This window comes from Nocardioides sp. JCM 18999, assembly GCF_055391175.1.
On the sequence record NZ_AP043887.1, the window covers coordinates 3677511 to 3699445 of the forward strand.

27 protein-coding genes are annotated in these 21935 nt (G+C 70.9%); 13 read left to right on the forward strand and 14 right to left on the reverse strand.

The window, feature by feature from the left end:
• Positions 1 to 3: 3 nt before the first annotated feature.
• A complete protein-coding gene (locus ACZ5J1_RS18135; RefSeq protein WP_464561063.1) occupies positions 4 to 921 on the reverse strand; it encodes a glycosyltransferase family 2 protein in 918 nt (305 codons plus the stop codon).
• A gap of 66 nt (positions 922 to 987) precedes the next feature.
• On the opposite strand from ACZ5J1_RS18135, the gene ACZ5J1_RS18140 reads away from it, so the two are divergent.
• Positions 988 to 2136: a hypothetical protein gene (locus ACZ5J1_RS18140; protein ID WP_464561065.1), complete on the forward strand. Its 1149-nt coding sequence runs from the start codon at positions 988 to 990 to the stop codon at positions 2134 to 2136.
• Here the strand turns inward: ACZ5J1_RS18140 and ACZ5J1_RS18145 are convergent.
• Positions 2097 to 2789, reverse strand: a complete 693-nt coding sequence (locus ACZ5J1_RS18145) for an EcsC family protein (protein WP_464561066.1) — start codon at positions 2787 to 2789, stop codon at positions 2097 to 2099. The two genes, ACZ5J1_RS18140 and ACZ5J1_RS18145, sit on opposite strands and share 40 nt — an antisense overlap.
• Positions 2790 to 2853: 64 nt before the next feature.
• Here ACZ5J1_RS18145 and aat point away from each other — a divergent pair, with 64 nt between their 5' ends.
• On the forward strand, positions 2854 to 3543 hold the full coding sequence (gene aat, locus ACZ5J1_RS18150; protein WP_464561068.1) for a leucyl/phenylalanyl-tRNA--protein transferase: 690 nt from the start codon (positions 2854 to 2856) through the stop codon (positions 3541 to 3543).
• Here aat and ACZ5J1_RS18155 read toward each other — a convergent pair.
• Together ACZ5J1_RS18155 and ACZ5J1_RS18160 are read right to left on the reverse strand one after the other, a co-directional pair.
• On the reverse strand, positions 3531 to 3863 hold the full coding sequence (locus tag ACZ5J1_RS18155; RefSeq protein WP_464561070.1) for a rhodanese-like domain-containing protein: 333 nt from the start codon (positions 3861 to 3863) through the stop codon (positions 3531 to 3533). The genes aat and ACZ5J1_RS18155 overlap by 13 nt on opposite strands.
• A 22-nt stretch (positions 3864 to 3885) precedes the next feature.
• Positions 3886 to 4347 carry an Lrp/AsnC family transcriptional regulator gene (locus ACZ5J1_RS18160; RefSeq protein WP_464561072.1) on the reverse strand — a complete coding sequence of 154 codons (462 nt, stop codon included), beginning with the start codon at positions 4345 to 4347 and terminating at the stop codon, positions 3886 to 3888.
• A 176-nt stretch (positions 4348 to 4523) separates the two neighbouring features.
• On the opposite strand from ACZ5J1_RS18160, the gene ald reads away from it, so the two are divergent.
• The 5 genes from ald to ACZ5J1_RS18185 all read left to right on the forward strand — a co-directional run bounded on the left by ald (position 4524) and on the right by ACZ5J1_RS18185 (position 8812).
• A complete protein-coding gene (gene ald, locus ACZ5J1_RS18165) occupies positions 4524 to 5648 on the forward strand; it encodes an alanine dehydrogenase (protein WP_464561074.1) in 1125 nt (374 codons plus the stop codon).
• Between the two features lie 110 nt (positions 5649 to 5758).
• Positions 5759 to 6112 (forward strand): ArsR/SmtB family transcription factor, encoded by a 354-nt coding sequence (locus ACZ5J1_RS18170; protein WP_464561076.1) that lies wholly within the window; start codon positions 5759 to 5761, stop codon positions 6110 to 6112.
• A gap of 2 nt (positions 6113 to 6114) precedes the next feature.
• The gene (locus tag ACZ5J1_RS18175) at positions 6115 to 6804 is read left to right on the forward strand and encodes an aquaporin (RefSeq protein ID WP_464561078.1); all 690 of its coding nucleotides are present in this window, start codon (positions 6115 to 6117) and stop codon (positions 6802 to 6804) included.
• On the forward strand, positions 6801 to 7196 hold the full coding sequence (locus tag ACZ5J1_RS18180) for an arsenate reductase ArsC (RefSeq protein ID WP_464561080.1): 396 nt from the start codon (positions 6801 to 6803) through the stop codon (positions 7194 to 7196). The genes ACZ5J1_RS18175 and ACZ5J1_RS18180 overlap by 4 nt, the downstream gene beginning before the upstream one ends.
• Positions 7197 to 7321: 125 nt before the next feature.
• Positions 7322 to 8812 (forward strand): hypothetical protein, encoded by a 1491-nt coding sequence (locus tag ACZ5J1_RS18185; protein WP_464561082.1) that lies wholly within the window; start codon positions 7322 to 7324, stop codon positions 8810 to 8812.
• A gap of 5 nt (positions 8813 to 8817) precedes the next feature.
• Here the strand turns inward: ACZ5J1_RS18185 and ACZ5J1_RS18190 are convergent, their stop codons facing one another.
• Positions 8818 to 9675: an Fpg/Nei family DNA glycosylase gene (locus tag ACZ5J1_RS18190; RefSeq protein WP_464561084.1), complete on the reverse strand. Its 858-nt coding sequence runs from the start codon at positions 9673 to 9675 to the stop codon at positions 8818 to 8820.
• Between the two features lie 41 nt (positions 9676 to 9716).
• Here ACZ5J1_RS18190 and ACZ5J1_RS18195 point away from each other — a divergent pair, with 41 nt between their 5' ends.
• Complete coding sequence (locus ACZ5J1_RS18195) at positions 9717 to 10535, forward strand: glycerophosphodiester phosphodiesterase (RefSeq protein ID WP_464561086.1); 819 nt, start codon at positions 9717 to 9719, stop codon at positions 10533 to 10535.
• Positions 10536 to 10540: 5 nt separating this feature from the next.
• On the opposite strand, the gene ACZ5J1_RS18200 is transcribed toward ACZ5J1_RS18195, so the two are convergent.
• From ACZ5J1_RS18200 to ACZ5J1_RS18210, 3 genes are read right to left on the reverse strand one after another with little or no spacing between them, the layout of a single operon-like run.
• Positions 10541 to 11110 (reverse strand): GNAT family N-acetyltransferase, encoded by a 570-nt coding sequence (locus ACZ5J1_RS18200; protein ID WP_464561088.1) that lies wholly within the window; start codon positions 11108 to 11110, stop codon positions 10541 to 10543.
• Between the two features lie 23 nt (positions 11111 to 11133).
• Complete coding sequence (locus ACZ5J1_RS18205) at positions 11134 to 12102, reverse strand: adenylate/guanylate cyclase domain-containing protein (RefSeq protein ID WP_464561090.1); 969 nt, start codon at positions 12100 to 12102, stop codon at positions 11134 to 11136.
• Positions 12103 to 12107: 5 nt separating this feature from the next.
• The gene (locus ACZ5J1_RS18210; protein ID WP_464561091.1) at positions 12108 to 12476 is read right to left on the reverse strand and encodes a Crp/Fnr family transcriptional regulator; all 369 of its coding nucleotides are present in this window, start codon (positions 12474 to 12476) and stop codon (positions 12108 to 12110) included.
• Positions 12477 to 12596: 120 nt separating this feature from the next.
• Between ACZ5J1_RS18210 and ACZ5J1_RS18215 the strand changes: the two genes are divergently transcribed.
• Positions 12597 to 13343, forward strand: a complete 747-nt coding sequence (locus ACZ5J1_RS18215) for a hypothetical protein (RefSeq protein ID WP_464561093.1) — start codon at positions 12597 to 12599, stop codon at positions 13341 to 13343.
• Positions 13344 to 13355: 12 nt separating this feature from the next.
• Here ACZ5J1_RS18215 and ACZ5J1_RS18220 read toward each other — a convergent pair whose 3' ends face one another.
• The 4 genes from ACZ5J1_RS18220 to ACZ5J1_RS18235 form a co-directional block, all read right to left on the reverse strand.
• Entirely contained in the window at positions 13356 to 14201 is an 846-nt protein-coding gene (locus ACZ5J1_RS18220) for a prephenate dehydratase (RefSeq protein WP_464561095.1), read from the reverse strand.
• Positions 14202 to 14224: 23 nt separating this feature from the next.
• Positions 14225 to 14860, reverse strand: a complete 636-nt coding sequence (locus tag ACZ5J1_RS18225) for a hypothetical protein (protein ID WP_464561097.1) — start codon at positions 14858 to 14860, stop codon at positions 14225 to 14227.
• The gene (locus ACZ5J1_RS18230) at positions 14857 to 15111 is read right to left on the reverse strand and encodes a helix-turn-helix domain-containing protein (RefSeq protein ID WP_464561099.1); all 255 of its coding nucleotides are present in this window, start codon (positions 15109 to 15111) and stop codon (positions 14857 to 14859) included. Before ACZ5J1_RS18230 ends, ACZ5J1_RS18225 begins: the two co-directional genes overlap by 4 nt.
• A 63-nt stretch (positions 15112 to 15174) precedes the next feature.
• The gene (locus ACZ5J1_RS18235) at positions 15175 to 16734 is read right to left on the reverse strand and encodes a bifunctional phosphatase PAP2/diacylglycerol kinase family protein (RefSeq protein ID WP_464561101.1); all 1560 of its coding nucleotides are present in this window, start codon (positions 16732 to 16734) and stop codon (positions 15175 to 15177) included.
• A 40-nt stretch (positions 16735 to 16774) separates the two neighbouring features.
• On the opposite strand from ACZ5J1_RS18235, the gene serS reads away from it, so the two are divergent.
• Together serS and ACZ5J1_RS18245 are read left to right on the forward strand one after the other, a co-directional pair.
• Complete coding sequence (gene serS / locus ACZ5J1_RS18240) at positions 16775 to 18058, forward strand: serine--tRNA ligase (protein WP_464561102.1); 1284 nt, start codon at positions 16775 to 16777, stop codon at positions 18056 to 18058.
• Positions 18059 to 18060: 2 nt separating this feature from the next.
• Positions 18061 to 18879: an HAD family hydrolase gene (locus tag ACZ5J1_RS18245; protein ID WP_464561104.1), complete on the forward strand. Its 819-nt coding sequence runs from the start codon at positions 18061 to 18063 to the stop codon at positions 18877 to 18879.
• Here ACZ5J1_RS18245 and ACZ5J1_RS18250 read toward each other — a convergent pair.
• Entirely contained in the window at positions 18863 to 19843 is a 981-nt protein-coding gene (locus tag ACZ5J1_RS18250; RefSeq protein ID WP_464561106.1) for a GGDEF domain-containing protein, read from the reverse strand. The genes ACZ5J1_RS18245 and ACZ5J1_RS18250 overlap by 17 nt on opposite strands.
• Before the next feature lie 92 nt (positions 19844 to 19935).
• Between ACZ5J1_RS18250 and ACZ5J1_RS18255 the strand changes: the two genes are divergently transcribed.
• Together ACZ5J1_RS18255 and ACZ5J1_RS18260 are read left to right on the forward strand one after the other, a co-directional pair.
• Complete coding sequence (locus ACZ5J1_RS18255) at positions 19936 to 20691, forward strand: HAD family hydrolase (RefSeq protein ID WP_464561108.1); 756 nt, start codon at positions 19936 to 19938, stop codon at positions 20689 to 20691.
• Positions 20692 to 20702: 11 nt separating this feature from the next.
• Positions 20703 to 21278 (forward strand): hypothetical protein, encoded by a 576-nt coding sequence (locus ACZ5J1_RS18260; protein ID WP_464561109.1) that lies wholly within the window; start codon positions 20703 to 20705, stop codon positions 21276 to 21278.
• Positions 21279 to 21300: 22 nt separating this feature from the next.
• Here ACZ5J1_RS18260 and ACZ5J1_RS18265 read toward each other — a convergent pair whose 3' ends face one another.
• Positions 21301 to 21876 carry a TetR/AcrR family transcriptional regulator gene (locus ACZ5J1_RS18265; protein ID WP_464561111.1) on the reverse strand — a complete coding sequence of 192 codons (576 nt, stop codon included), beginning with the start codon at positions 21874 to 21876 and terminating at the stop codon, positions 21301 to 21303.
• Between the last annotated feature and the right edge of the window lie 59 nt (positions 21877 to 21935).

Sequence of the window (21935 nt, forward strand, 5' to 3'; positions counted from 1 at the left end):
GGTTCAGCCCCGGCGCAGGCCGAGCTTGCGCAGCGCGCTGTCCTTGAGCCGGTGGGCGGCGACGACCCCGGACTGGCCCGACAGGATGTCGCGGCGCAGCCCGTTCTCGACGTCGACGAAGCGCTGGTCGATGAACTTGGTCAGGTAGAGCACCAGGCCCAGCCCGTTGTCGCCGACGTACTGGCGCAGCGCCGCGTCGCGGATCAGCGCGTCGTACTTCTCGTGGTCCCCGCCGGCCCCGATCACCGAGTTGCCGTCGGCGCCGGCCGAGGCCGGGCGCTGGTGCCAGAAGGCCAGCGGCGGACCCTCCAGGTAGGCGAGCGACCAGCGGGACAGGATCTTGAGGTTGAAGTCCCAGTCGCCGACGACGGCGAGGTCCTCGTTGTAGAGGCCGACCTCGGTGTGCAGCTCGCGCCGGTAGAGGAACCCGATCGGGACGAACCGGTTGAACAGCAGCGTCGAGCCGAGCAGCGGGTCGTGCAGCTGGGACTGGAAGATCTCGCGGCCGGTCTCGACGAAGTCGTCCCCGGCTCCGCGCTCCTCCCAGATGATCTCGATCCGGCTGACCACGCCGGGCGCCAGCGGGTGCGCGTCGAGATAGGCGGTGCCGGCCTCGAGGAACGTCGGTGCCCAGCTGTCGTCGTCGTCGTGCAGCACCAGGTACGGCGTCTCGCCGGCGGTGACGCCCGCGTTCGCGCTGGGCCACCGGCCCAGGGACGTCGGGTGGTCGATGACGGTGAACTTCGCCCGGTGCTCCTCGGCGAGGCCGGCGACGAGATCACGCACGACGGCAGGATCGCCACCGTCGTTGACGATGTAGGCGTGCCAGTCGGTGAACGTCTGGCCGGTGATGCTGCCGAGTGCCCGGGTCAGGAAGTGGGGTCGATCCTTGGTGCGCACGATGATCCCGACCTGAGCCATGCCCTGGATCGTAGGCGAGTCGTCCCGTTGCGCGGGTATTGGCTGCGTGTGCCTAGGGTGGTCGCCATGGCTGCAGGGGTGCTGCTTCACATTGGGACGCCGAAGACGGCGACGACGTTCTTCCAGGATCTGCTGTTCAGCAACCGAGCAGCGCTCGCCTCGCGTGGGATCTCGTATCCCGGTGAGAGCTTCGACGCGCAGTTCCGGGCGGCCCTGGACCTGATCCGGCGCGAGTGGGGCGGCCTCGAGGACGAGGTCGTCGGCGAGTGGGACGCCCTCGCCGCCCAGGTGCGAGCCGCCGAGGGCACGGTCATCCTCAGCAACGAGATCCTGGCCGGCGCGACCCGGGAACAGGCCGCCCGCGCTCTCGCGTCCTTCGGTGACGCGGAGGTCCACCTGGTCGTGACGGCTCGCGACCTGTTCCGGCAGATCCCCGCCGAGTGGCAGGAGACGGTCAAGCACTTCGGCACCGAGGGGTACGCCGACTTCCTCACCTCCATCCAGGACCGGACCGGTCGCACGGCCGACCTCTTCTGGGGCGTCCAGGACCTGCCCGCGATCCTCGACCGGTGGGTCGGCGACCTGCCGCCCGAACGGGTCCACGTCGTCACGCTGCCGGCGCGTGGCACCGACCCGTCGGTGCTGTGGGAGCGGCTGGAGTCCACGTTCGGCCTGTCCGGACTGGGGATCGCCCCGGACACCGACCGGGCGAACGAGTCACTCGGCGCGAACGCGACCGCCTTCGTGCGCAGCCTGAACCAGCGCACGCCGGACTTCCTCACCGCGCCGGAGTACCGCTGGCTGGTGATGGAGCTCCTCGCCCACCGCACGCTGGCGACCCGGACGAACAAGCGCCGGATCGTGGTGCCCCCGGCCCACGTGCCGTGGGTGGCCGAGACGTCGCAGCGGTGGATCAAGGAGCTGGCCGACCGCGGCTACGACGTCGTCGGCGATCTGACCGAGCTCGAGGGGCGTGCCCCGGAGCCGGAGGAGTTCCGCGACCCCGACGTCCCGGACCCGGTCCGGATCGCCTCGATCGGGACCGACGCGACCGCGGCCCTGCTCGAGGAGGCCGCGCGCGTGATGCGGGAGCGCGACGCGCTGGCCGCCCAGGTGGCCGAGCTGCAGCAGGTCGCCGGGCTCCGCAACGCCACCCGGGCCAAGCTCCGGTCCGGCTATGCGGCCGTGCGCGGCAAGAGCTCGCGCCGGGCGTAACGACCCACCTGGTAGGTCTCCCAGCCGTCGACGCTGGCGCCGACCACGCCGCCGATCACCGGCGTCTTCTTCGCGACGGTGGCGGCGAGCCGCTTGCCCGTCATCCGCGCCAGCATCTCGGCGGCGACCTCGCCGGCGACGGTCTGGTCGAGGATCGCGTCGTAGGTCGGCGCTGTCGCCACCGCCATCGGGGTCCCCGGCAGGCGTCGGGTGAGGATCTTGGTGTTCACGGTGCCCTCACCGAGCATCAGCATCAGGATCGCGTTGCGCACGCGCGGGTCGTTGAGGTCGTAGCCGCGCAGGTGCGCGATCCCGGCGAGCATCCGGCACTGCACGAAGGCGAGCCCGGCGATGTTGGCCGGGATGGTGACGACGGCCGCGACGATCCCGCCGAGGTTGGTGACGAAGCCCTCGGCGCTGGCGTAGGCGACGTGGGACCGGATCAGCGACTTGACCGCCTTCTCCCGGCTGCCGGCGTCGGCCAGGTCCCGTTCGGCGGCCGCGACGGCACCGGGCATCGCGCCCACGCCGGCGATCGCCATCGTGAGCACGCGGTGCATCACGGTGCTGGTCATGGTCGGAGCGAGCGCGATCGCCTTCGGGGCCAGCGCAGCCCCGGCAGCCGTGGCGGCCTTCCTCGTCGTGCCCTTCATCCTTCGAGCGTAGGGCAGCGTTGGTTGGTGCTGGCCGCGATCGGGGGACCGGTAGCGTCGTCGCGTGCCCGTCGAACCTCCCGCCTCGCCGTGGGTCTTCGAGAGCCCGGACCGGCCCGAGGTCGACGACCTGGTCGCGATCGGCGCCGATCTGGAGCCGGGCACCCTGCTGGCCGCCTACCGTGCCGGGCTCTTCCCGATGCCGGGCGAGGGTCGGCGCAGCCCGGTGAACTGGTTCTCACCGGTCCGGCGCGGCGTCCTCCCGCTCGACGGGCTGCGGGTCACCCGGTCGCTGCGCAAGTCGCTGGCGCACTTCGAGATCCGGGTCGACACCGCCTTCGACGCGGTGGTCGCGGCCTGCGGTGATCCCGCCCGCGAGGACGGCTGGATCGACGACGCGATCAAGGCGGCGTACGGCGACCTGCACCGTCGCGGCTGGGCGCACTCGGTCGAGGCGTGGTCCCCCGAGGGTGAGCTCGTGGGCGGTCTCTACGGTGTCGCGATCGGTGGGCTCTTCGCCGGGGAGTCGATGTTCCACCACCGGCGCGACGCCTCGAAGGTGGCGCTGGTCGGGCTGGTCGACCTGCTCCGCTCCGCGCCGCTTGCGGAGCAGCGGCTGCTGGACGTGCAGTGGCAGACCGACCACCTCGCCACGCTCGGCGTGGTCGAGATCCCGCGGGCGACGTACCTGGCCCGGCTCCGGGTCGCGCTGACGCTCCCGGACGTGGAGTGGCTCAGCCGTCAGACGACCTGAGGCGTGCCGCCGGTCTCGCTGACCATGGGGCGGCCGCTGGCCTCCCAGTCGAGCATCCCGCCGTCGAGGTTGACCACGTCGTGGCCGTTCGAGGAGAGGAACATCGTGGCCTGCGCGCTGCGGCCGCCGACCTTGCAGACCACCAGGATCTGAGCGGCCGGGATCTCGTCGGCGCGGATCGGGATCAGCGAGAGCGGGATGTGCAGCGCGCCGTCGATGTGCCCGTGCACCCACTCGGCCTCCTCGCGCACGTCGAGGACGGCGACGCCCTCGGGCAGCGGGTTCGGCAGCTGGTCGATGGTGATGGTCGGGATGCTCACCCCGCCATCGTCCCATCCGGGCTCAGCGTCGCGAAGTCACGGGGAGGCGCGTGGCCCGGGCGTACTGGAAGATCAGGCTGGTCTCGGTGGAGGCGACGTCGGGGTTCCCGCTGAGTCGGTCGATGACGAAGTTGTGCATCTCCTCCACCGAACCGGCGGCCAGGTGGATCAGGAAGTCCGAGGAGCCGCCCAGCAGGTAGGCGTTGAGCACGCCGGGCAGCTCGAGGACGTCGTCCATGAACGCCGTGAGCTTGGCCCGGGCGTGGGACTGCATCCGGACCGCGACCATGGCCTGGACCGGGTAGCCCAGGGCGGCCGGGTCGATGTCGGCGGCGAAGCCGCGCAGGATGCCGCGGGTGCGCAGCGACTTCACCCGCTGCAGGCAGGTCGAGGGGGCGATGCCGACCCGGTCGGCGAGCGCCTGGTTGGTGATCCGTCCGTCGACGGCCAGGATCGACAGGATCTGAGAGTCGATCGGATCCATCCGTCATCCCTTCGTCTGAACCGCGAATTCGGTTGCCCGAGATCGAATGATCTTCGAAATCCGTTGCTGAACTCATCGAATTCTACGGAACGTCTTCCCTTTCCGGTATCAACGGGATGAAGATCGAGTTCCGGTCGAAGAACCTTCTGGCCGTCCACTCAATCGGGGAGAGCGTCATGCGGGTTGGTGTTCCGAAGGAAGTCAAGAACCACGAGTACCGGGTGGCGATCACCCCGATCGGTGTCCATGAGCTCGTCGCTCGGGGCCACCAGGTGTTCATCCAGACCGGTGCGGGCGTGGGCTCGTCCATCCCGGACGAGGAGTACGTCGCCGCCGGTGCGCAGATCGTCCCCGACGCCGACGCGGCCTGGGGCACGGACGGCAGCATCGACATGGTGCTCAAGGTCAAGGAGCCCGTCGCCGAGGAGTACCACCGGATGCGGGAGGGGCTGACCCTCTTCACCTACCTCCACCTCGCTGCCGACAAGCCGCTCACCGAGGAGCTGATCGCGCGCAAGGTCACCGGGATCGCCTACGAGACGGTGCAGCTGCCCTCCGGCGGGCTGCCCCTGCTCTACCCGATGTCGGAGGTCGCGGGCTGCCTCGCGCCGCAGGTCGGCGCCTACAACCTGATGAAGGCCCAGGGCGGCCGCGGCGTGCTGATGGGTGGCGTCGGCGGCGTCGCCAACGCCAAGGTCGTCATCATCGGCGCCGGCGTCTCCGGCCAGAACGCGGCCAACATCGCGCTCGGCATGGGCGCGGACGTCACCCTCCTCGACACCGACCTGGACAAGCTCCGGATGTCGTTCTGGCGCTACAGCAACCAGGTCCACGGCCTGGCCTCGTCGAAGCTCGCCCTGGAGCAGCAGGTGCGTGAGGCCGACATGGTGATCGGTGCGGTCCTGATCCCCGGTGCCGCCGCGCCCAAGCTGGTCTCCAACGAGCTCGTCTCCCAGATGAAGCCCGGCTCGGTGCTGGTCGACATCGCCGTCGACCAGGGCGGCTGCTTCGAGGACACCCGGCCGACCACGCACGCCGACCCGACCTACCAGGTGCACGGATCGACGTTCTACTGCGTGGCGAACATGCCCGGTGCGGTGCCGAACACGTCGACGTACGCCCTGACCAACGCGACCCTGCCGTACGCCGTCGCGCTGGCCGACAAGGGCTGGGCCGACGCCTCGCGCGCCGACCACTCGCTCGCCCTCGGGCTGAACACGCACGCCGGACAGCTGACCAACGCACCCGTCGGCGAGGCGACCGGGATCGCCGCGGTCAGCCTGGACGAGGTTCTCGCCTGACCCGTTCCTGCGCCGGTTCGCCCCGACACGCCGATTCCCTCGGCATGTCGGGGCGTTCTGCTGCACGAACGGTCATTGCTCCCTATATCGATCACTGTCAATATTGATCCATGTCGAAGTCCTGGGAGCTGGCCCCGGTCGAAGCGGTCGCCTGCTGCTCGCCGCTCACCTCCACGCCGCTGACCGGCGAGCAGGCGGAGCGGATCGCGCCCCTGCTCAAGGCGATGGCCGACCCCGTCCGGCTCCGACTGCTGTCCCTCGTCGCCGCCCATGAGGGCGGCGAGGCCTGCGTCTGCGACCTCAACGACGCCTTCGACCTCTCCCAGCCGACGATCAGCCACCACCTCAAGGTGCTGCACGAGGCGGGACTGCTCGACCGCAGCAAGCGCGGCACGTGGGTCTACTACTCGGTTCGTCGCACCGCTCTGGCCGACCTCGCCGCCCTCATCGGCGGGGGGCTGTGAGGGTGGCCCCTCTCGTTGTCCGGCGGGCGACGGCGGAGCTCGTCGGCACCGCCTTCCTGGTCTGCGCCGTCGTGGGTTCCGGGATCATGGCGAGCCGGCTCTCCCCGGACGACGTCGGTCTGCAGCTCCTCCAGAACAGCCTGGCGACCGGGGCGGTGCTGGTCGCGCTGATCCTCACGCTGCAGCCGGTCTCGGCGTCGTTCAACCCCGTGGTCACCGGGATCGAAGCCGCGCTGGGCTCGATCACCTGGCGCACCGCCGGCGTGCTGACGCTCGCCCAGGTCGCCGGAGGAGCCCTGGGAGCTGTGGTCGCCAACCTGATGTTCGACCTCGACGCCGTCACCTGGTCCACGCGCGAGCGCGGCGGAGGTCCGCTCTGGGTGGCCGAGGTCGTGGCCACGCTCGGGCTGGTGCTGGTCGTCTTCGGTGGCATCCGCTCCGGCCGCACCGAGACGCTCGCGTTCGCCGTCGGCGGCTACATCGCGGCGGCGTACTGGTTCACCTCGTCCACCTCGTTCGCCAACCCGGCCGTGACGATCGCTCGGACCGTGTCCGACACCTTCGCCGGGATCGCGCCGTCCTCGGTGCCGATGTTCGTCCTGATGCAGCTCGTCGGCGGCGCGCTCGGTCTCGCGCTCGTCCGCGTGCTCCATCCCGCCACCCCCGCCCCCGTCCTGGAGGAAGCACGATGAGCCGTCCCACCGTCCTGTTCGTCTGCGTGCACAACGCGGGCCGCTCCCAGATGGCGGCCGGCTTCCTCCAGCACCTGGCCGGCGACCGGATCGAGGTGCTCTCGGCCGGGTCCCAGCCCGCCGACCGGATCAACCCGGCCGCGGTGGCCGCGATGGCCGAGGTGGGTATCGACATCGCCGGCGAGCAGCCCAAGGTGCTGACCCCGGAGGCGGTGCGGACCTCCGACGTCGTGATCACGATGGGCTGCGGCGACGAGTGCCCCTTCTACCCCGGGAAGCGCTACGAGGACTGGACGCTCGACGACCCGGCCGGCCAGGGCCTCGAGGCAGTCCGGCCGATCCGCGACGCGATCCGTGCGCGGATCGAGGAGCTCATCGACTCACTGCACTGAGCCGTCGGGAGATTGCCGGAATCGCGGCCGGAGCCAGGAATCATGCGCGAGGATGCGCCCACAGTGCGCGGACACCGACAGCCTTGCTCGAAGGCTCGCGAGGTGGTGCACGGGGGAGAGGCGGCATGACGGACCCATCACACCAGGCGACGGTGCTTGACGCGCGCGCCCTCGGGCCGCGCACCCTCGTGCCGTCCATCCGACCCCGGATCGCGCTCGCCGGGGCCGAGCTCGGCGGGGTCGCGTTCGTGACCGCCTGGGTGGCGGCGTTCCTCGGGCTGCTCCTGATCAACGTCGGGAAGAGATCGGTGAACTCGTTCACCGGCGCGTGCCAGCTGGTGGCGTCCTCGGCCGGTGCGTCGGTGGACCTCGCTGGCGAGGTCACGGCCCACCTCCCCGTGCTGAGCGTGCTCGCGGCTGCGGCGTTCGGCGCCGCCTTCCGGGCCCGTCGTCGGGCGACGGCGTGGCGTGCCACCACCCTCGCCGAGCGCTCGGTCGCCGCCCTCGTCGCGGGGACCGTCTTCGCTGCCGTGGCGACAGCGGCCGCCGCCGCGTTCCCCTACCGCGTGACCGGGTCGAGCGACCTGCTCGGCAGCGCCCTCATGGTGGACGGAGAGCAGGACGCGCTCACCATCCAGGCAGCCTCGGTCAGTGGCTTCCTCACCGTCCTGCTCGTGTTCGGCCTGGTGGCGTTGGCCGTCATCGCCGTGGTCGCATCGACCGGCGAGCGCCCGCCCAGGCCGACCGGCACCGTGGGTGCCTTCACCACGCGCATGGCTGCCGCAGGCCGACACCTCGCCCACTACGTCGGCGCTGTCACTGCCCTGACCCTCGTGGTGGCGGTCGCCTTCGCGCTGTTCGGTCCGCTCGACGCGTCCAGCGTGCTCGCCGTTCCGCTCGTCCTCGGGAATCTCGTCGTGTGGGCGCTCGGCATGGGCCATCTCAGTCCGGCCGAGCTGCGGTCGACGTTCACCGGTGAGCTGATGTCGGGCAACCAGTCCGAGACCTCCCGCTGGATGGTCTTCCAGGACGAGTTCTCGCCGTGGGGCACCATCCTTCTGGTCGGAGTCGCCGCCGTCTTCATCCTGGCAGCCGTCGTCTCGGCGAAACGGGTCCCGGCTCCGAAGGCCCGCGCCGAGGCGATCCGCAACGTCGTCGCCAGCGCGGCGGCCTGGGCCCTGCTGGGTCTCGTGCTGAGTCTCCTGGCACGGCTCTCGGAGGCCGAGACGTTCGACGGGGACGGGTTCTCCGGTGGAGTGAGCCTCACCCTGGGCCTGCCCGCATGGACCTTCGCCGTCTTCGCCGCCTGGGGCGCGCTCTTCGAAGGACTCCGCATCGTCCTGACCCCCGCCGCGGTGCGCCTCGTCCCCGACCTCACGCTCAGGATCCCCGGGTTGGGCGTCCTCAGCACCACGGCCGTCCCGGTCGAGGAGCAGGTCGATGAGCCGGTCCATGAACCGGTCGATTCGCCTGTCGCCGAGGAAGCGGTCGAGGAACCGGTCGCTGAGGAAGCGGCCGAGGCGGCGTACGCCGACCCGTTCCCCCGCCCGCCGGGGCCGCCGATGTCCGAGGACGAGCTGCGGAGGCTCTACGGCCGGCCGTCAGCCCCGGAGTAGCTCGCTCACTTGAGCAGCTTCGACATCCGCCGGTCCGCCAGCGGCTTCCCGCCGGTCTGACACGTCGGGCAGTACTGCAGGGACGAGTCGGCGAAGCTGACCTCGAGCACCGTGTCACCGCAGCGTGGGCAGGGCTTTCCGGTCTGGGCGTGGACGGCGAGGTGGGACTTCTTCTCGGCCTTCAGCTCGCTGGCCGCCAGCCCGGAGGAGCGCTCGACCGCGTCGGTCAGCGTGGACCGGATCGCCGTCCACAGCTCGGCCGGGTCGATCGTGTCGGCCGGCTTGTAGGGGCTCAGCCGTGCCTCCCACAGGATCTCGTCGCTGTAGGCGTTGCCGATCCCGGCGATGATCCCCTGGGCGCGCAGGATCCCCTTGATCTGCTTGCGCCCGCCCTCGGCCAGGATCCCGGCGAGGACGTCGACGGTGAACTCCTCGGTCAACGGATCGGGTCCCAGCGTGGCCAGGCCGGGCACGTCGAGCGGATCGCGCACCACCCAGATCGCCAACGACTTCTTGGTGCCGGCCTCGGTCAGGTCGAAGCCGGTGTCGTCGTCGAGCACCACCCGGGCGGCGATCGTCGACTTCGAGGACGGCTTCGGCGGGAGTGCCGGGACCGACGCCTTCCAGTGGATCCAGCCCGCTCGAGCCAGGTGGGTGACCAGGTGCAGGCCGCCGGCGCTGATGTCGAGGTACTTGCCGTGGCGACGTACGTCGTCGACGAAGGCGCCGTTGAGCGCGGTGAGCGGCGGATCGAAGGTCTTGAGGGCAGCGAACTGGGCGAGATGGATCGCGGTGATGGCGTGCCCGTCGAGGCGTCGCCCGAGATCCTGGGCGAGCGCCTCGACCTCGGGAAGTTCCGGCATGCCTCCACTCTAGGGGCCGATCCGCGGCCACAATGGAGGCTATGAGACCGCAGGTGGTCGCCCATCGGGGCGCGAGCGCCACCGTCGCCGAGCACACCCTGGGTGCCTACATCGAGGCCCTCGCCGTGGGAGCCGAGGGACTCGAGTGCGACGTCCGGCTCACCGCCGACGGTCACCTGGTCTGCGTCCACGACCGCGACATCCGCCGGACCACGGGCCATCGTGGCGTGGTCTCGGCGATGGAGCTGGCCGACCTGGCCGAGCTCGACTTCGCCAAGTGGAAGAACCCCTGGAACGACCTCGACGACGAGGCACCGATGCGCGACGAACGGCTCGACCGGGTGCTGACGCTGCGCAGCCTGCTGGAGACGGTCCGCGACTTCACCTCCGCGACGGGGCGGCGGATCGAGCTGGCGATCGAGACCAAGCACCCGACCCGCTACGGCGGGCTGGTGGAGAAGAAGCTGGTCGAGCTGCTGCGCGAGTTCGAGTGGGACGGCGCCGACTCCCCGGTGCGGGTGATGAGCTTCAGCTTCACCGCCCTTCAACGGGTCGAACGACTGGCCCCCGACCTGCCGCTGGTGCAGCTGGTCGAGCGCTCCCGGTCGTGGCCACTGCTGCGCAGCGTGGTCGGCGAGAACTGGATCATCGGCCCCGGGATCAAGGAGCTGCGCGAGCACCCGCGGCTGGGCGAGAAGATCCGGGCCTCCGGCCACGAGATGCACGTGTGGACGGTCAACAAGCAGTCCGACCTCGACCTCTGCCTCGGCCTCGGCGTCTCGGCCGTCATCACCGACAAGCCGGCCGTGATGCAGGGCTGGCTCGACGCCCGCGGCCTGACCTGCCGCCAGACCGGCTGACCCGGTCAGTCCAGGCCGAACGCGCGCTCGATCTCGGCCAGGTCGGGATCGCGCAGCCCGGCCGCGTCGTGCGCCCACCACACCTCGCGGTAGATCACCCGCCCGGTCATCCAGTCCTCGTGCCGCGGCAGCAGCGCCACCTGGAACGCCGGGTCGGGGGTACGACGCGACGGCGCCTCGAACCCCGACTCACTGGCCCGGCTGAACCCGCGCGGGCCGTAGTAGGCCGGGCTCCCCTCCAGGAAGAGCGCCGGTGCTCCGAGGTCACCGGCCACCCGGATCGCCTCGGCGACCAGCGCGGCTCCGATGCCACCACCCTGCGCGTCGGGCACGACGCTGAGCGGGCTCAGGACGAGGACGTCGACCAGCTCGCGCCGCGCGTCCAGCCAGGCATGGCTCAGCCCGACGTGCCCGACGATCCGACCGCCGTCCACCGCGACCAGGTTGGCCCGGTCGTGCCCGCCGGCCCGGACGTCGTCCCACAGCCGGGCGACCTGACCGCCGTCGGCGAACGCGGCAGCGATCACCTCGGCGACCGCACCGGCCTCGTCGTCGTACTGCCCACGGATCTCCATCCCGTGAGCCTTCCACACGGTCCTCAGAGCGCGGCGCGGCGCAGGGCCCAGGCCTGGAGCCGGGAGTACCCCTTGACCGAGACCCGACGCAGGCGTTGCAGCGAGTAGCCGCCGTCGAGTGCCTCGGCGGCACCCTCGTCCACGACCACCGTGTTCGGGCGGGCGATCGAGGTCAGCCGGGAGGCGATGTTGACCGTCGGCCCGAACACGTCACCCAGCCGCGGTACGACGTCACCGACCGCCAGCCCGGCGCGGACCTGCGGAAACCCGTCGGTCCCGTCGGCTCCCAGCTCGGTGAGCGTCAGGGCGACCTCGGCCGCGGCCACCGGGTCGTCGGCGACGAAGAGCACCGCGTCGCCCAGGGTCTTGATCACGCGGCCGCCGTGGTCGAGCACCACCCCGACAGCGGTCGACTCGAACTTCTCCACCCAGGCGACGAGCTCGTCCTCGGCCAGGGTGCGGCTGCGGGCGGTGTAGCCGACGATGTCGACGAAGCAGGTGGCCAACCGCTGGGACTCCCCGCCGGTCAGGTTCAGCACCCGCCCGGCCGCGCCGGCCAGGTGACGGCGCCAGATGTAGGACTGCAACGCCTCCACCCGCGGGATCACGGTGGTGGCCAGGTTCGTCGCCTCGGTGGCCAGATCTCCCGGCCGTTCCTGGGCGACCTGGGCGAGCAGCGCGACCTGCCACTCCGCGAGCCGGGCGAAGGACCGCCCCCAGGTGCGGACCAGTGCCGACTGCTCGTCGGTGGAGAGGATCCCGGAGAGGATCAGCTCGCGGGTGTGCTTGACCGCCTCGACGTCGGCCTCGGTGAACGCCGCCTCGTCGGGTCCCGGCTGAGGGAGGCCGAGCAGGCGCCAGAGCTCGTCGGCGAGCGCCACCGGCATCCCGGCGGCGTCGGCGACCTGTTGCCGGGTGAGGCTGGGTGCGGCTCCGAGCAGCTCCAGGTCGATCAGGGCCTGGAGGTCGCGGAGCTCCTCCTCCGAGCCCATCGTGGTCAGGAGACCCGGGCGGCGGCGATCTGCTCCAGCGCCTGGTGGAAGGCGGGCATCTCGACGTCGAGCCGGACCAGTGCCTCGGAGGAGAGGTGGATCAGGTCCAGGGGGGTGAGCGCGACGATCGAGGCGTTGCGCAGCGAGCGGTTGAGGATCGCTGCCTCGCCGACGATGTCGCCGGAGCCGAGCTGGGCGACCTCGTCGCCGTCGCGGCGGACCGAGACGGTGCCGGACAGGATGATGTACGCCTTGTCCGCGGGGGTGTCCTCCCAGATCGGGGACCAGCCCTCGGGAAGCGAGACCCGCGTACCAGCGGAGCTGATCTTCGCGATCTCCTGCGGCGTGAACAGGGAGAAGAACGAGTCGGTCACGGGGCCCTCCGTCGGGGGTTGGATGGAACTTCCGGCACCGGCTCAACGAGGCAGACGCGGCCGGGATACGGACCCGGCCGAGCGGCTGCGCGGATCCGGATTCGTCCCTAGGGTAGGCCCATGCCGATCCGTGCTCCCCGATCAGCCGCCCTGGTGGCGTTCCTCGCCGTCCTGGCCTCGCTCCTCGTCGCCACCGTCTCCACGCCGGCGCCGGCGCACGCCGCCGGGAAGTCCGCCTGGTCGACCTACCTGTGGCCCGAGACCGGCCTGTGCACCTACAGCCCCGCCGGCCAGCCGGGCAGGACCGCGGCGACGTACCGCGTGACGAAGCGGACCGGCACCAAGGCGACGGCGAAGATCAAGGCCGGCTCGGTCCGCGCCACGGAGTCCTTCACCCTGCCGTCCTCGGGCCGTCTCGGCCTCAAGGTCACCGGTCTGAAGTCCGGCGGCACCACGGTGAGCATGAGCGAGCCGGTCGTCTACCCGACCGTCGCCGGGGTCAAGAAGAAGACGTCCCGTTCCAGCACGGTCGCGATGACCGTCGTGCTGCCGCCGTCCCAGGAGGCCCAGGTCAAGCCGTACCTGACCCGCGGGTCGCACGTGCAGCTCTCGGTGGGCTTCAAGGTCACCGGCCTGGGTCGTCGCACCGTCGGCGGCGTCCAGGGCATCGGGGTCCGGATCACCGTCGGCTCGATCAACCCGACCAACGTGAAGGCCGAGGCGAAGAGCACGGTCCGTGACGCGGCCCGCTCCTACGTCTCCGCGCTCGGAGGCGTGCAGTGGTACGCCGCCGGGGTCGGCCTGGTCGCGGTGGGTGGCCAGAAGGCCAACGCCAGCGACGCGGCCCTGCTCGCCAGCTGCTCCTGAACCGGCGCTGGATCAGTCCGCGGTCGCCCGGAACGGGTCCGCGGGATAGACCCCGAGGACCTTGATCTCGGTGGTGAAGAAGGCCAGCTCCTCCAACGCGCGCGCCAGCCCGATGTCGTCGGGGTGGCCGTCGACCTCGGCGAGGAACTGGGTGGCGGTGAACTCCCCGCCGACCATGTAGGACTCGAGCTTGGTCATGTTGATGCCGTTGGTCGCGAAACCGCCGAGCGCCTTGTAGAGCGCGGCCGGCAGGTTGCGGACGTTGAAGATGAAGCTGGTCACGACCGGACCGTTGCCGGCGGGCGCGACGACGGGTTCGGGGGAGAGCACCACGAACCGGGTGGTGTTGTGGTCCTCGTCCTCGACGTCGGTGGCCAGCACGTCGAGGCCGTAGATCTCGGCGGCCATCGGCGGTGCGATCGCCCCCATCGTCCGGTCGCCCGACTCCTTGACCTCACGTGCCGCGCCGGCGGTGTCGCCCGAGATCACCGGGATGAAGCCGTGCTCACGGATCAGGTTGCGGCACTGGCCCAGGGCGTGCACGTGCGAGTGCACGGTCTTGATCTCGTCGATGCCCGTGCCCGGGAGCGCCATCAGGTGGAACCGGATCCGCAGGAAGTGCTCGGCCACGATGTGCAGGCTCGAGTCGGGCAGGAAGTGGTGGATGTCCGCCACCCGGCCGGCCAGGGAGTTGTCGATCGGGATCATCGCCAGCTGGCAGTCGCCGCTCTCCACCGCCGCGAACACGTCCTCGAACGAGGCGCAGGGCACCGCCTCGGCGTCGGGATAGTGCTGGGCGCACACGATGTGGGAGTTCGCGCCAGGTTCTCCCTGGTAGGCGATGCGCAGGCCGGTCACCGGGTCAGTCTAGGGACGCGAGATCACGCTGCGCCGCAGGCGACGCAGTGCTGAGATCCGACCCGGCGGTCGTCCCCGCAGGTCGCGCAGCTCGCGATGGTCTCGCGGCCGCAGCCCTCGCAGTGACTGCCACCGCCACGGAGCGGGTAGCCGCAGAACGGGCACTCGCCCTTGCGCACCCGGCGGCCGGGGATCCGGCTGGTGAGCCAGCGTTGCAGGACCACGAAGGCGATGATCGTGGCGACCACGCCGATCACCGAGAGCACGAGCGGGCCGAGGTCGAGCGGTTCGAGGTAGTCCCCGATGTAGTCGAAGGCGAAGACCACCGCCATCACGGCGCCCGTCAGGACTCCGGCGATGGCGAGCGGGAGGAACCGCGGCTTCGCCCGGCGCACCTGCTGCAGGACCACCAGGGAACCGCAGGCCCACCCGGCGATGAAGCCCAGCCGGAGGAGCCCGATCACCCACTCCTCGGAGTCCGACCGCTCGTGCCAGGCGTCGCCGTAGGACTGAGGAGCCACCCAGTCGGCGACCTCCTCGTAGAACCAGATCGTGCCGATCAGCAGGAAGACCGCCAGCACCACCGCCAGTGCCCGCTCGCTGCGGGTGGTGGTCAGCTCTTCGGCGTCGACCTGGGTCGAGGGTGCTCGAGTCGTCATGGCTTCTCCTTGGACACGATGGTGCGGGGTCGGAAGTGGACTTCGAGCTCGCAGTCGAGGGCTGCGGCGATGCGCAGCAGGGTGTCGAGCTTGGGCGGTCGCGCCGAGGCCTCGAAGCGTGCGATGGCGGACTGGGTGGTGCCGCAGAGCTCGGCGAGCTCACGCTGGGACAGGCCCCGGGCCTGACGTTGCTCGATCACCTGGCGCGCGATCGCGGCGTAGAAGTCCGCGTCGTCGACGTACCGAGTCATAGCACGCACGCTATGACTTCGGTGCCGTCCTGTCTATAGCGTGCGTGCTATTCGTCGACGTCGTCAGCGGGGCACGCGGACGAGCAGCCGCCCGTGGATGTTGCGCATGTGCAGCTCGCGGCCGGAGCCGACGGAGTCGCCGTCCAGCTGGCGCGGGGTGTCGCGGTCGGCGCGGATCGAGACCTCGCGGCCGGTGAAGCGGTTGATCAGGTCGTCGGTGTGCGGGCGCTTGGTCAGGATCCGGAAGGAGAGCGGGATCCACGACCAGAACCGCTGCGGGTAGAGCAGCACCACGTCGAGCAGGCCGTCGTCGATCGCGGCGTCCGGGATCAGCGGCATCCCGGCCGTCAGGGTGCCGACGTTGCCGACCACGATGGTGCGGGCGCGGTGCTTGGTGAAGGGTCCGCCGTCGATGGAGATCTCGACCTTCACGGCCGGGAACATCAGCGCCTTGAGTCCGGAGAGCACGTAGGCCAGCCAGCCGACCTTGGCCTTCACCTGCTCGCTGGCGCCCTCCATGATCGCGGCGTCGAAGCCCATCCCGGCCATCACCAGGAAGTGGCTGGTCTCCATCTCGTCGCCGGAGACCTCGACCATGTCGACGGCGTGGTCCTGACCGTTGAAGGCGACGTCGATCGCGTTGCGCAGGTAGAGCGGGATCTCGAGGTTGCGGGCCAGCAGGTTGCCCGTGCCGGCGGGGATGATCCCGACCGAGATCCCGGTGCCGGCCAGCTCGGCGCAGACCTCACGGACGGTGCCGTCGCCGCCGCAGACCAGGACCAGGTTGGCCCCGTCGACCGCGGCCTGGCCGGCCTGTCCGGTGCCGGAGTCCTCGACGGTGGTGAAGTAGTAGGTCGGTCTCTCCCAGCCGCTCGCCTCGGCGATCTCGTCGACGGTGGCCTGGAACGCCGGCACCGACTCGACCTTGATCGGGTTGAGCACGACGGCGCAGCGCCGCAGCGGGCGCGCGACCGGGGCCGGGAGGGCCAGCGGTGCGGGCGGGGTGAGCTTCGGAACCGGGCTGTAGATCGCGAGCCCGACCAGCACGATCCCGGCGCCGAGCAGGGCACCGGCGATCACGTCGGTCGCGTAGTGCCGGCCGAGCAGCAGCCGGTCGACGGCGACCAGCGCGACCGCGAGGACGCACAGCGTCACGATCAGGCGGCGCAGCGACTTCTTCCGGATGAAGGTCAGCGCCAGCACGATGCAGGTGCCGAAGAACGCGGTGGCGTGGGTGACGTGCCCGCTCGGGAAGGAGGTGTCGCCCAGGTAGGGGTGCACCATCGACTGCCACGGCGGACGCTCGCGACCGACCGCGAACTTGAGCAGCGGCGAGATGATCGCGGCGGCGATGTTCACCCCGGCGGCGTAGATCGCGGCCCGGCGGTAGCCCTTGAAGACGAGCGCGCCGACCAGGACGACGTTGAAGACGACCATCGGCCAGGTGTTGAAGAGCTCTTCGACCACCCGGGCGAAGGAGTGCCAGAAGCCGTCGTAGACGACCCAGCCCTGGAAGGAGTCGTCGAAGTCGTCGGTGACGCCGGTCGCCACCAGGACACCGACGAGGATCGTGAGCCCGAGGCACATCGCGCCCCAGCTCAACGTCATGAGTCGTCCGCGCACGGGCGCAACGATAGGCGATGGGGGCCGATAGGCTCACCGTGTGATCGACCCCCGCATCCTCCGCGACGAGACCGACCGCGTACGCGCCTCCCAGGCCAAGCGCGGACTGAGTGACGAGCCGGTCGACGCCGCGCTCGCCGCCGACGCCGCCCGCCGTGCCGCGATCTCCGCGTTCGAGGCCAAGCGCGCCGAGCAGAAGCAGCTCGGCGGACAGGTCGCCAAGGCCGCCGGCGACGAGAAGGCGGCCCTGCTCGCCCGGACCAAGGAGCTCTCCGCCGAGGTCAAGTCCCTCGAGGAGGTCAACCGCGCCGCCGAGGCCGACTGGGAGACCGCGCTCAAGGCGATCCCGAACATCACCGCCGAGGAGACCCCGGCCGGTGGCGAGGACGACTTCGTGGTCCTCGAGCACGTCGGCACCCCGCGCGACTTCGCTGCCGAGGGCTTCGAGCCGCGCGACCACGTCGAGCTCGGCCAGCTGCTCGGTGCGATCGACCTCGAGCGCGGCGCCAAGGTGTCGGGCTCGCGCTTCTACTTCCTCACCGGCGTCGGTGCCGAGCTCGAGTTCGCGCTGATCAACCTGGCCATGGAGCAGGCTCGTGAGGCTGGCTTCACCCAGGTGATCGCGCCGGCGCTGGTCCGCCCCGAGGCGATGGCCGGCACCGGCTTCCTCGACCAGGTCGACGAGGGCGTCTACCGGATCGAGGGCGAGGACCTCTACCTCGTGGGCACCTCCGAGGTGCCGATGGCGGCGTACCACGCCGACGAGATCCTGGACGCGGCCACGCTGCCGCGGCGCTACGCCGCCTTCAGCTCCTGCTTCCGCAAGGAGGCCGGCTCGGCGGGCAAGGACACCAAGGGCATCATCCGGGTCCACCAGTTCGAGAAGGTGGAGATGTTCGTCTACACCACCCTCGACCAGGCCCCCGCCGAGCACGAGCGGCTGCTCGCCTGGGAGCGGGCGTTCATGGACAAGCTCGAGCTGGCCTACCGGGTGATCGACGTCGCCGCCGGCGACCTCGGCGCGAGCGCGGTGCGCAAGTTCGACTGCGAGGCGTGGATCCCGACCCAGGGCAAGTACCGCGAGCTGACCTCGACCTCGAACTGCACCGAGTTCCAGTCCCGCCGCCTCGACATCCGCACCCGCCCCGAGGGCGAGAAGGCGACCGTCCCGGTCGCCACCCTCAACGGCACGCTGACCGCGATCACCCGCGCGATCGTGGCGATCCTCGAGACCCACCAGCAGGCCGACGGCTCCGTCCGGGTGCCGAAGGCGCTGCAGAAGTGGATGGGTCGCGAGGTCCTCACCCCGATCGCCGGGAGCTGACCGTGGCCTGGCAGCCGAAGCTGATCGCGCTCGACATCGACGGCACGCTGCTGGAGTGGATCGAGGGCCTGGGCCAGACCCGGGAGATCGTCAGCGAGCCCGTCCGTGACGCCATCCGTACGGCGGCGCAGGCCGGTGCCGTGATCGTGCTGGCCTCGGGGCGCTCGGCGCACGCGATGACCCCGATCGCCGACCGGATCGGGATCCCGCTGGTCGACGCCGAGCGGCTCTGGATCGTCGCGTCCAACGGCGCCGTCGTGACGCGCTACCCCCCGTTGGAGGTCGTGCACGAGGAGCTCTTCGACGCCCGTGACGCCGTCACCCGGATCCTGGCCGCACGGCCCGACGCCCTGGTCGCGGTGGAGGAGCGGAACCTCGGCTACCGGGTCAACCGCCCCTTCCCCGAGGGGGAGCTGACCGGGGAGCAGATCATCGCGCCGGTCGAGGAGATGGTCGCCGAGCCGGTCTCCCGGGTCGTCATCCGTGACCCCGACTCCACCCCGGAGGACTTCATCGAGCTGGGTCGCAGCGTCGGCCTGGAGGGGATCAGCTACCACGTCGGCTGGACCGCGTGGCTCGACCTCGCCCCGGTCGGGATCAACAAGGCCGCCGGCCTGTCCTACGTGATCGACCAGTTCGGTTTCGAACCCAGCGACGTGCTCGCGATCGGTGACGGCCGCAACGACATCGAGATGCTGCAGTGGGCCGGGCGCGGTGTGGCCATGGGTCAGGCCACCGGCGACGTCAAGGAGGTCGCCGACGCGATCACCGGCACCGTCGACGAGGACGGCGCCGCCACCGAGATCAGGCGCTGGTTCTGACCCGCTGCTTCTCGGCGTACATCAGCGAGTCGGCGATCGCGACGAGCTCGTCGACCGCCAGGTTCTGATCGGGTCCGACCGGGCACAGTCCGATCGAGGCGCCGGGAGCGTGCCGGAACCGGATCGCTGACTCCAGGCGGGTCCGGAGGTCGTCGACCTCGACGCCGAGGAAGACCCCGGTGAACTCGTCCCCGCCGAGTCGGCCCAGGATCGCGGTCGGTCCACCGACGGCACGGAGCGCCTCGGCCAGACCGATGATCGCGGCATCGCCGGCGGCGTGCCCCGCGGTGTCGTTGAGCTCCTTCAGCCCGTTGAGGTCGAGGTAGGCCATCACCACGGGGATGCCCTCCGAGCGGGCGACCTCGATCGCGTCAGGTGTCCGGTCCCAGAAGCCCCGGCGGTTGAGCAGGCCAGTCAGCTCGTCGGTCGAGCTGAGCCGCTCGTAGTGGTCGTCCAGGCTCACCCGGGTGTTGAGCTCCTCGCGCACGAAGACGTTCTCCAGGGCGACCGAGGTGGCGTCGGCCAGGGCACGCAGGAACCGGACCTCGGTGTCGGTGGCCTCGTGGACCTCCGACCAGTAGTTGCCGATCGCCCCGACCGGGTCGATCGAGCGGATCGGGACCATCACCATCGAGTGCACGAACGTCGGTCGGTAGGCCTCGTGCGGCACCCGGTCGTCGACGTAGATGTCCGGGATCACCGCGGTGTCCCGGTTGAGCATCGCCCAGCCGCTGACGCAGTTCTCCAGCGGGAACCGCTGGCCGCGCCAGAGCGGTTCGATCGCGTACTCGTCGACGTAGAAGCACTGGTCGCCGTCACGCAGGATGAACGTCGCGCCGTCGGCGCCGGTCACCTCGCGCGCGGCGATCCGCACGACATCGACGACCTCGTCGAGGCTGCGCGCCATCGCGAGTTCCTGCACTGCCTGGAGCAGGCGGTCCAGGCCTTCCCCTTCTGGTCCCATGGCCCCAGCGTACGGATCCGGACGACGGATGTGGGGGGAGTTCTGGGAGGTCGCAGCCGTTGGGTCACCGGGCTCGGGGACAATGGTCCTCGATGTCACGTCGAACGGTCTCCGATGCCGCCCCGATCCGCCTGGTCGCCACCGACCTGGACGGGACGCTGATCCGTTCCGACGGCACCGTCTCGGCCTACACCGCCGAGGTCCTGGCCGAGCTCGACCGGCGCGACATCCGGGTCGTCTTCGTCACCGGGCGCCCGCTGCGCTGGGCCCGGCCGGTCTTCCCCTACGTCGACAGCCACGGCCTGGCGATCGTCACCAACGGCGCCATGGTCTGGGACGTGGCTGCCGACCGACCGTTGGTGGAGCACCCCATCACGGGCGAGACCACGATGCAGGTGATGGACGCCCTGCGCACCGCGATGCCGGACCTCGCCTTCTCCGTCGAGACCGCCGAGGGCTGGTCGACCGAGGTCTTCGACCAGCCGGTGCTCAAGCTGCTGGCCAAGCGGGACGGTGCCGACGCCGATGCGTTCCTGGCCGAGGCGGTCGCTCTGGTCGGCGGCCTGGTCGAGGTCACGCACTCCTCGTTCCCCCTGCTCGAGATGAGCGCCCGCGAGGTGACCAAGGCGTCGACGCTCGCCGGGCTGTGCGCCGACCTCGGCATCGGTGCGCACGAGGTGGTCGCGTTCGGTGACATGCCCAACGACCTGCCGATGCTGCGCTGGGCCGGACGGTCGTTCGCGATCGCGGGCGGGCACGCCGAGGTGCTCGGCTGCGCCACCGATGTGGCGCCGGGTCCCGACGAGGACGGCGTGGCGAAGATCCTGGCCGGGCTGATGGATCTGTGAGGATGGGTCCCGTGTCCCGTCTCGTGTCCCGGCTCGGCCTGCTGGCCCTGCTGATCGTCGCTCTCGGTCGGTTGGCGATCGGTGCGCCCTCGCCGGCCTCGGCCGCGGACTGCGCCAAGCCGCTGCCCGCGGCGGCGATGGCGACCGCGGATGCGGTCTTCACCGGCACTGTCACCGCCAGCACCGCGGGCGCCAAGGCCGGATTCGTCAACACCGTCGCGGTCGATCGGATCTACAAGGGTTCGGTCCCGGCCGCGTCGGTGCAGGTGACCACGGCCGGCGGTGCCTGCGGGCTCGGCGCGCTCGCCGTCGGCCGGGTGTACGTCGTCATGGTCGCCGAGGCCGGTGGGCAGTTCGTCGCCGCCGGCAACTCGGGCACCGCGCTCGCCAGCCAGGAGCTGCTCACCCGGGTCACCGCCGTCCTCGGTGAGGGGACGCCGTACGGCACGACGACGGCGCCGGTGGAGGTGCAGTTCACCCAGGTCGGCGACTCCGAGCCGACGCCGCTGCTGCGGGCGGCCGCACCCGGGCTGGCGCTGGCGTTGGCCGGGTTCCTCGGCTGGCTCTTCGTCCGTCGCTTCACCTGAGCGCGACCCGCGTCAGGGGACCTCAGGGACGCAGCGCCGCCATCGCGAGCGAGGCGTAGCGGCGCCACACCTCCGGGTTCCGCTCGTCGAGCTCGATCAGGGCACGCGCGCATCCTGAGACCAGCACCATCACGTCCCGGGCCGTCGCATCGGCCCGGATCGTGCCCTGGGTGATCCCGAGCTGGAGCATGTGGTCGAAGAACTCGTCGCCGCCCTGGGCCTTCTCGTCCTCGGGGAGGTGACCGCCCTTGAGCACCTCGACCATCAACCGGTCCTCGGCCAGACGGGTGAACGCGGCCGCCAGGAAGCCGCTCATCGCTCCGAACGCGTCCTCCTCGGAGGCGGTGAGCGCGTCGGAGGCGAGCGCCTCGAGCACCTCGACGTGCTTCTGGGCGAGCGCGCGGACCAGGTCGGCCTTGGTCGGGTAGCTGCGGTAGACCGTCGCCTTGCCGACCCCGGCCCGCTCGGCGACCTGGGGGATGGTGGCGTCGAGGCCGTGCTCGGTGAAGACCTCGATCGCGGCCGCGAGGACGCGCTCGTGGTTGCGTCGGGCGTCGGCGCGACGGCCGTCCCACGCGGTCTCCGACGTCGTTGTCATGTCCCCATCCTCCCCTGTCCCGATGTTGCTCATGTCACTCTCGCAGAAGTGGACCCAGG

What these genes read in the sequence shown, in the direction of transcription:
- ACZ5J1_RS18135 (WP_464561063.1), bottom strand. Translation starts at nt 921, where the DNA reads ATGGCTCAGGTCGGGATCATCGTGCGCACCAAGGATCGACCCCACTTC.
- ACZ5J1_RS18140 (WP_464561065.1), top strand. Translation starts at nt 988, where the DNA reads ATGGCTGCAGGGGTGCTGCTTCACATTGGGACGCCGAAGACGGCGACG.
- ACZ5J1_RS18145 (WP_464561066.1), bottom strand. Translation starts at nt 2,789, where the DNA reads ATGAAGGGCACGACGAGGAAGGCCGCCACGGCTGCCGGGGCTGCGCTG.
- ACZ5J1_RS18160 (WP_464561072.1), bottom strand. Translation starts at nt 4,347, where the DNA reads ATGGATCCGATCGACTCTCAGATCCTGTCGATCCTGGCCGTCGACGGA.
- ald (WP_464561074.1), top strand. Translation starts at nt 4,524, where the DNA reads ATGCGGGTTGGTGTTCCGAAGGAAGTCAAGAACCACGAGTACCGGGTG.
- ACZ5J1_RS18170 (WP_464561076.1), top strand. Translation starts at nt 5,759, where the DNA reads ATGTCGAAGTCCTGGGAGCTGGCCCCGGTCGAAGCGGTCGCCTGCTGC.
- ACZ5J1_RS18180 (WP_464561080.1), top strand. Translation starts at nt 6,801, where the DNA reads ATGAGCCGTCCCACCGTCCTGTTCGTCTGCGTGCACAACGCGGGCCGC.
- ACZ5J1_RS18185 (WP_464561082.1), top strand. Translation starts at nt 7,322, where the DNA reads ATGACGGACCCATCACACCAGGCGACGGTGCTTGACGCGCGCGCCCTC.
- ACZ5J1_RS18190 (WP_464561084.1), bottom strand. Translation starts at nt 9,675, where the DNA reads ATGCCGGAACTTCCCGAGGTCGAGGCGCTCGCCCAGGATCTCGGGCGA.
- ACZ5J1_RS18195 (WP_464561086.1), top strand. Translation starts at nt 9,717, where the DNA reads ATGAGACCGCAGGTGGTCGCCCATCGGGGCGCGAGCGCCACCGTCGCC.
- ACZ5J1_RS18200 (WP_464561088.1), bottom strand. Translation starts at nt 11,110, where the DNA reads ATGGAGATCCGTGGGCAGTACGACGACGAGGCCGGTGCGGTCGCCGAG.
- ACZ5J1_RS18205 (WP_464561090.1), bottom strand. Translation starts at nt 12,102, where the DNA reads ATGGGCTCGGAGGAGGAGCTCCGCGACCTCCAGGCCCTGATCGACCTG.
- ACZ5J1_RS18215 (WP_464561093.1), top strand. Translation starts at nt 12,597, where the DNA reads ATGCCGATCCGTGCTCCCCGATCAGCCGCCCTGGTGGCGTTCCTCGCC.
- ACZ5J1_RS18225 (WP_464561097.1), bottom strand. Translation starts at nt 14,860, where the DNA reads ATGACGACTCGAGCACCCTCGACCCAGGTCGACGCCGAAGAGCTGACC.
- ACZ5J1_RS18230 (WP_464561099.1), bottom strand. Translation starts at nt 15,111, where the DNA reads ATGACTCGGTACGTCGACGACGCGGACTTCTACGCCGCGATCGCGCGC.
- ACZ5J1_RS18250 (WP_464561106.1), bottom strand. Translation starts at nt 19,843, where the DNA reads ATGGGACCAGAAGGGGAAGGCCTGGACCGCCTGCTCCAGGCAGTGCAG.
- ACZ5J1_RS18255 (WP_464561108.1), top strand. Translation starts at nt 19,936, where the DNA reads ATGTCACGTCGAACGGTCTCCGATGCCGCCCCGATCCGCCTGGTCGCC.
- ACZ5J1_RS18265 (WP_464561111.1), bottom strand. Translation starts at nt 21,876, where the DNA reads ATGACAACGACGTCGGAGACCGCGTGGGACGGCCGTCGCGCCGACGCC.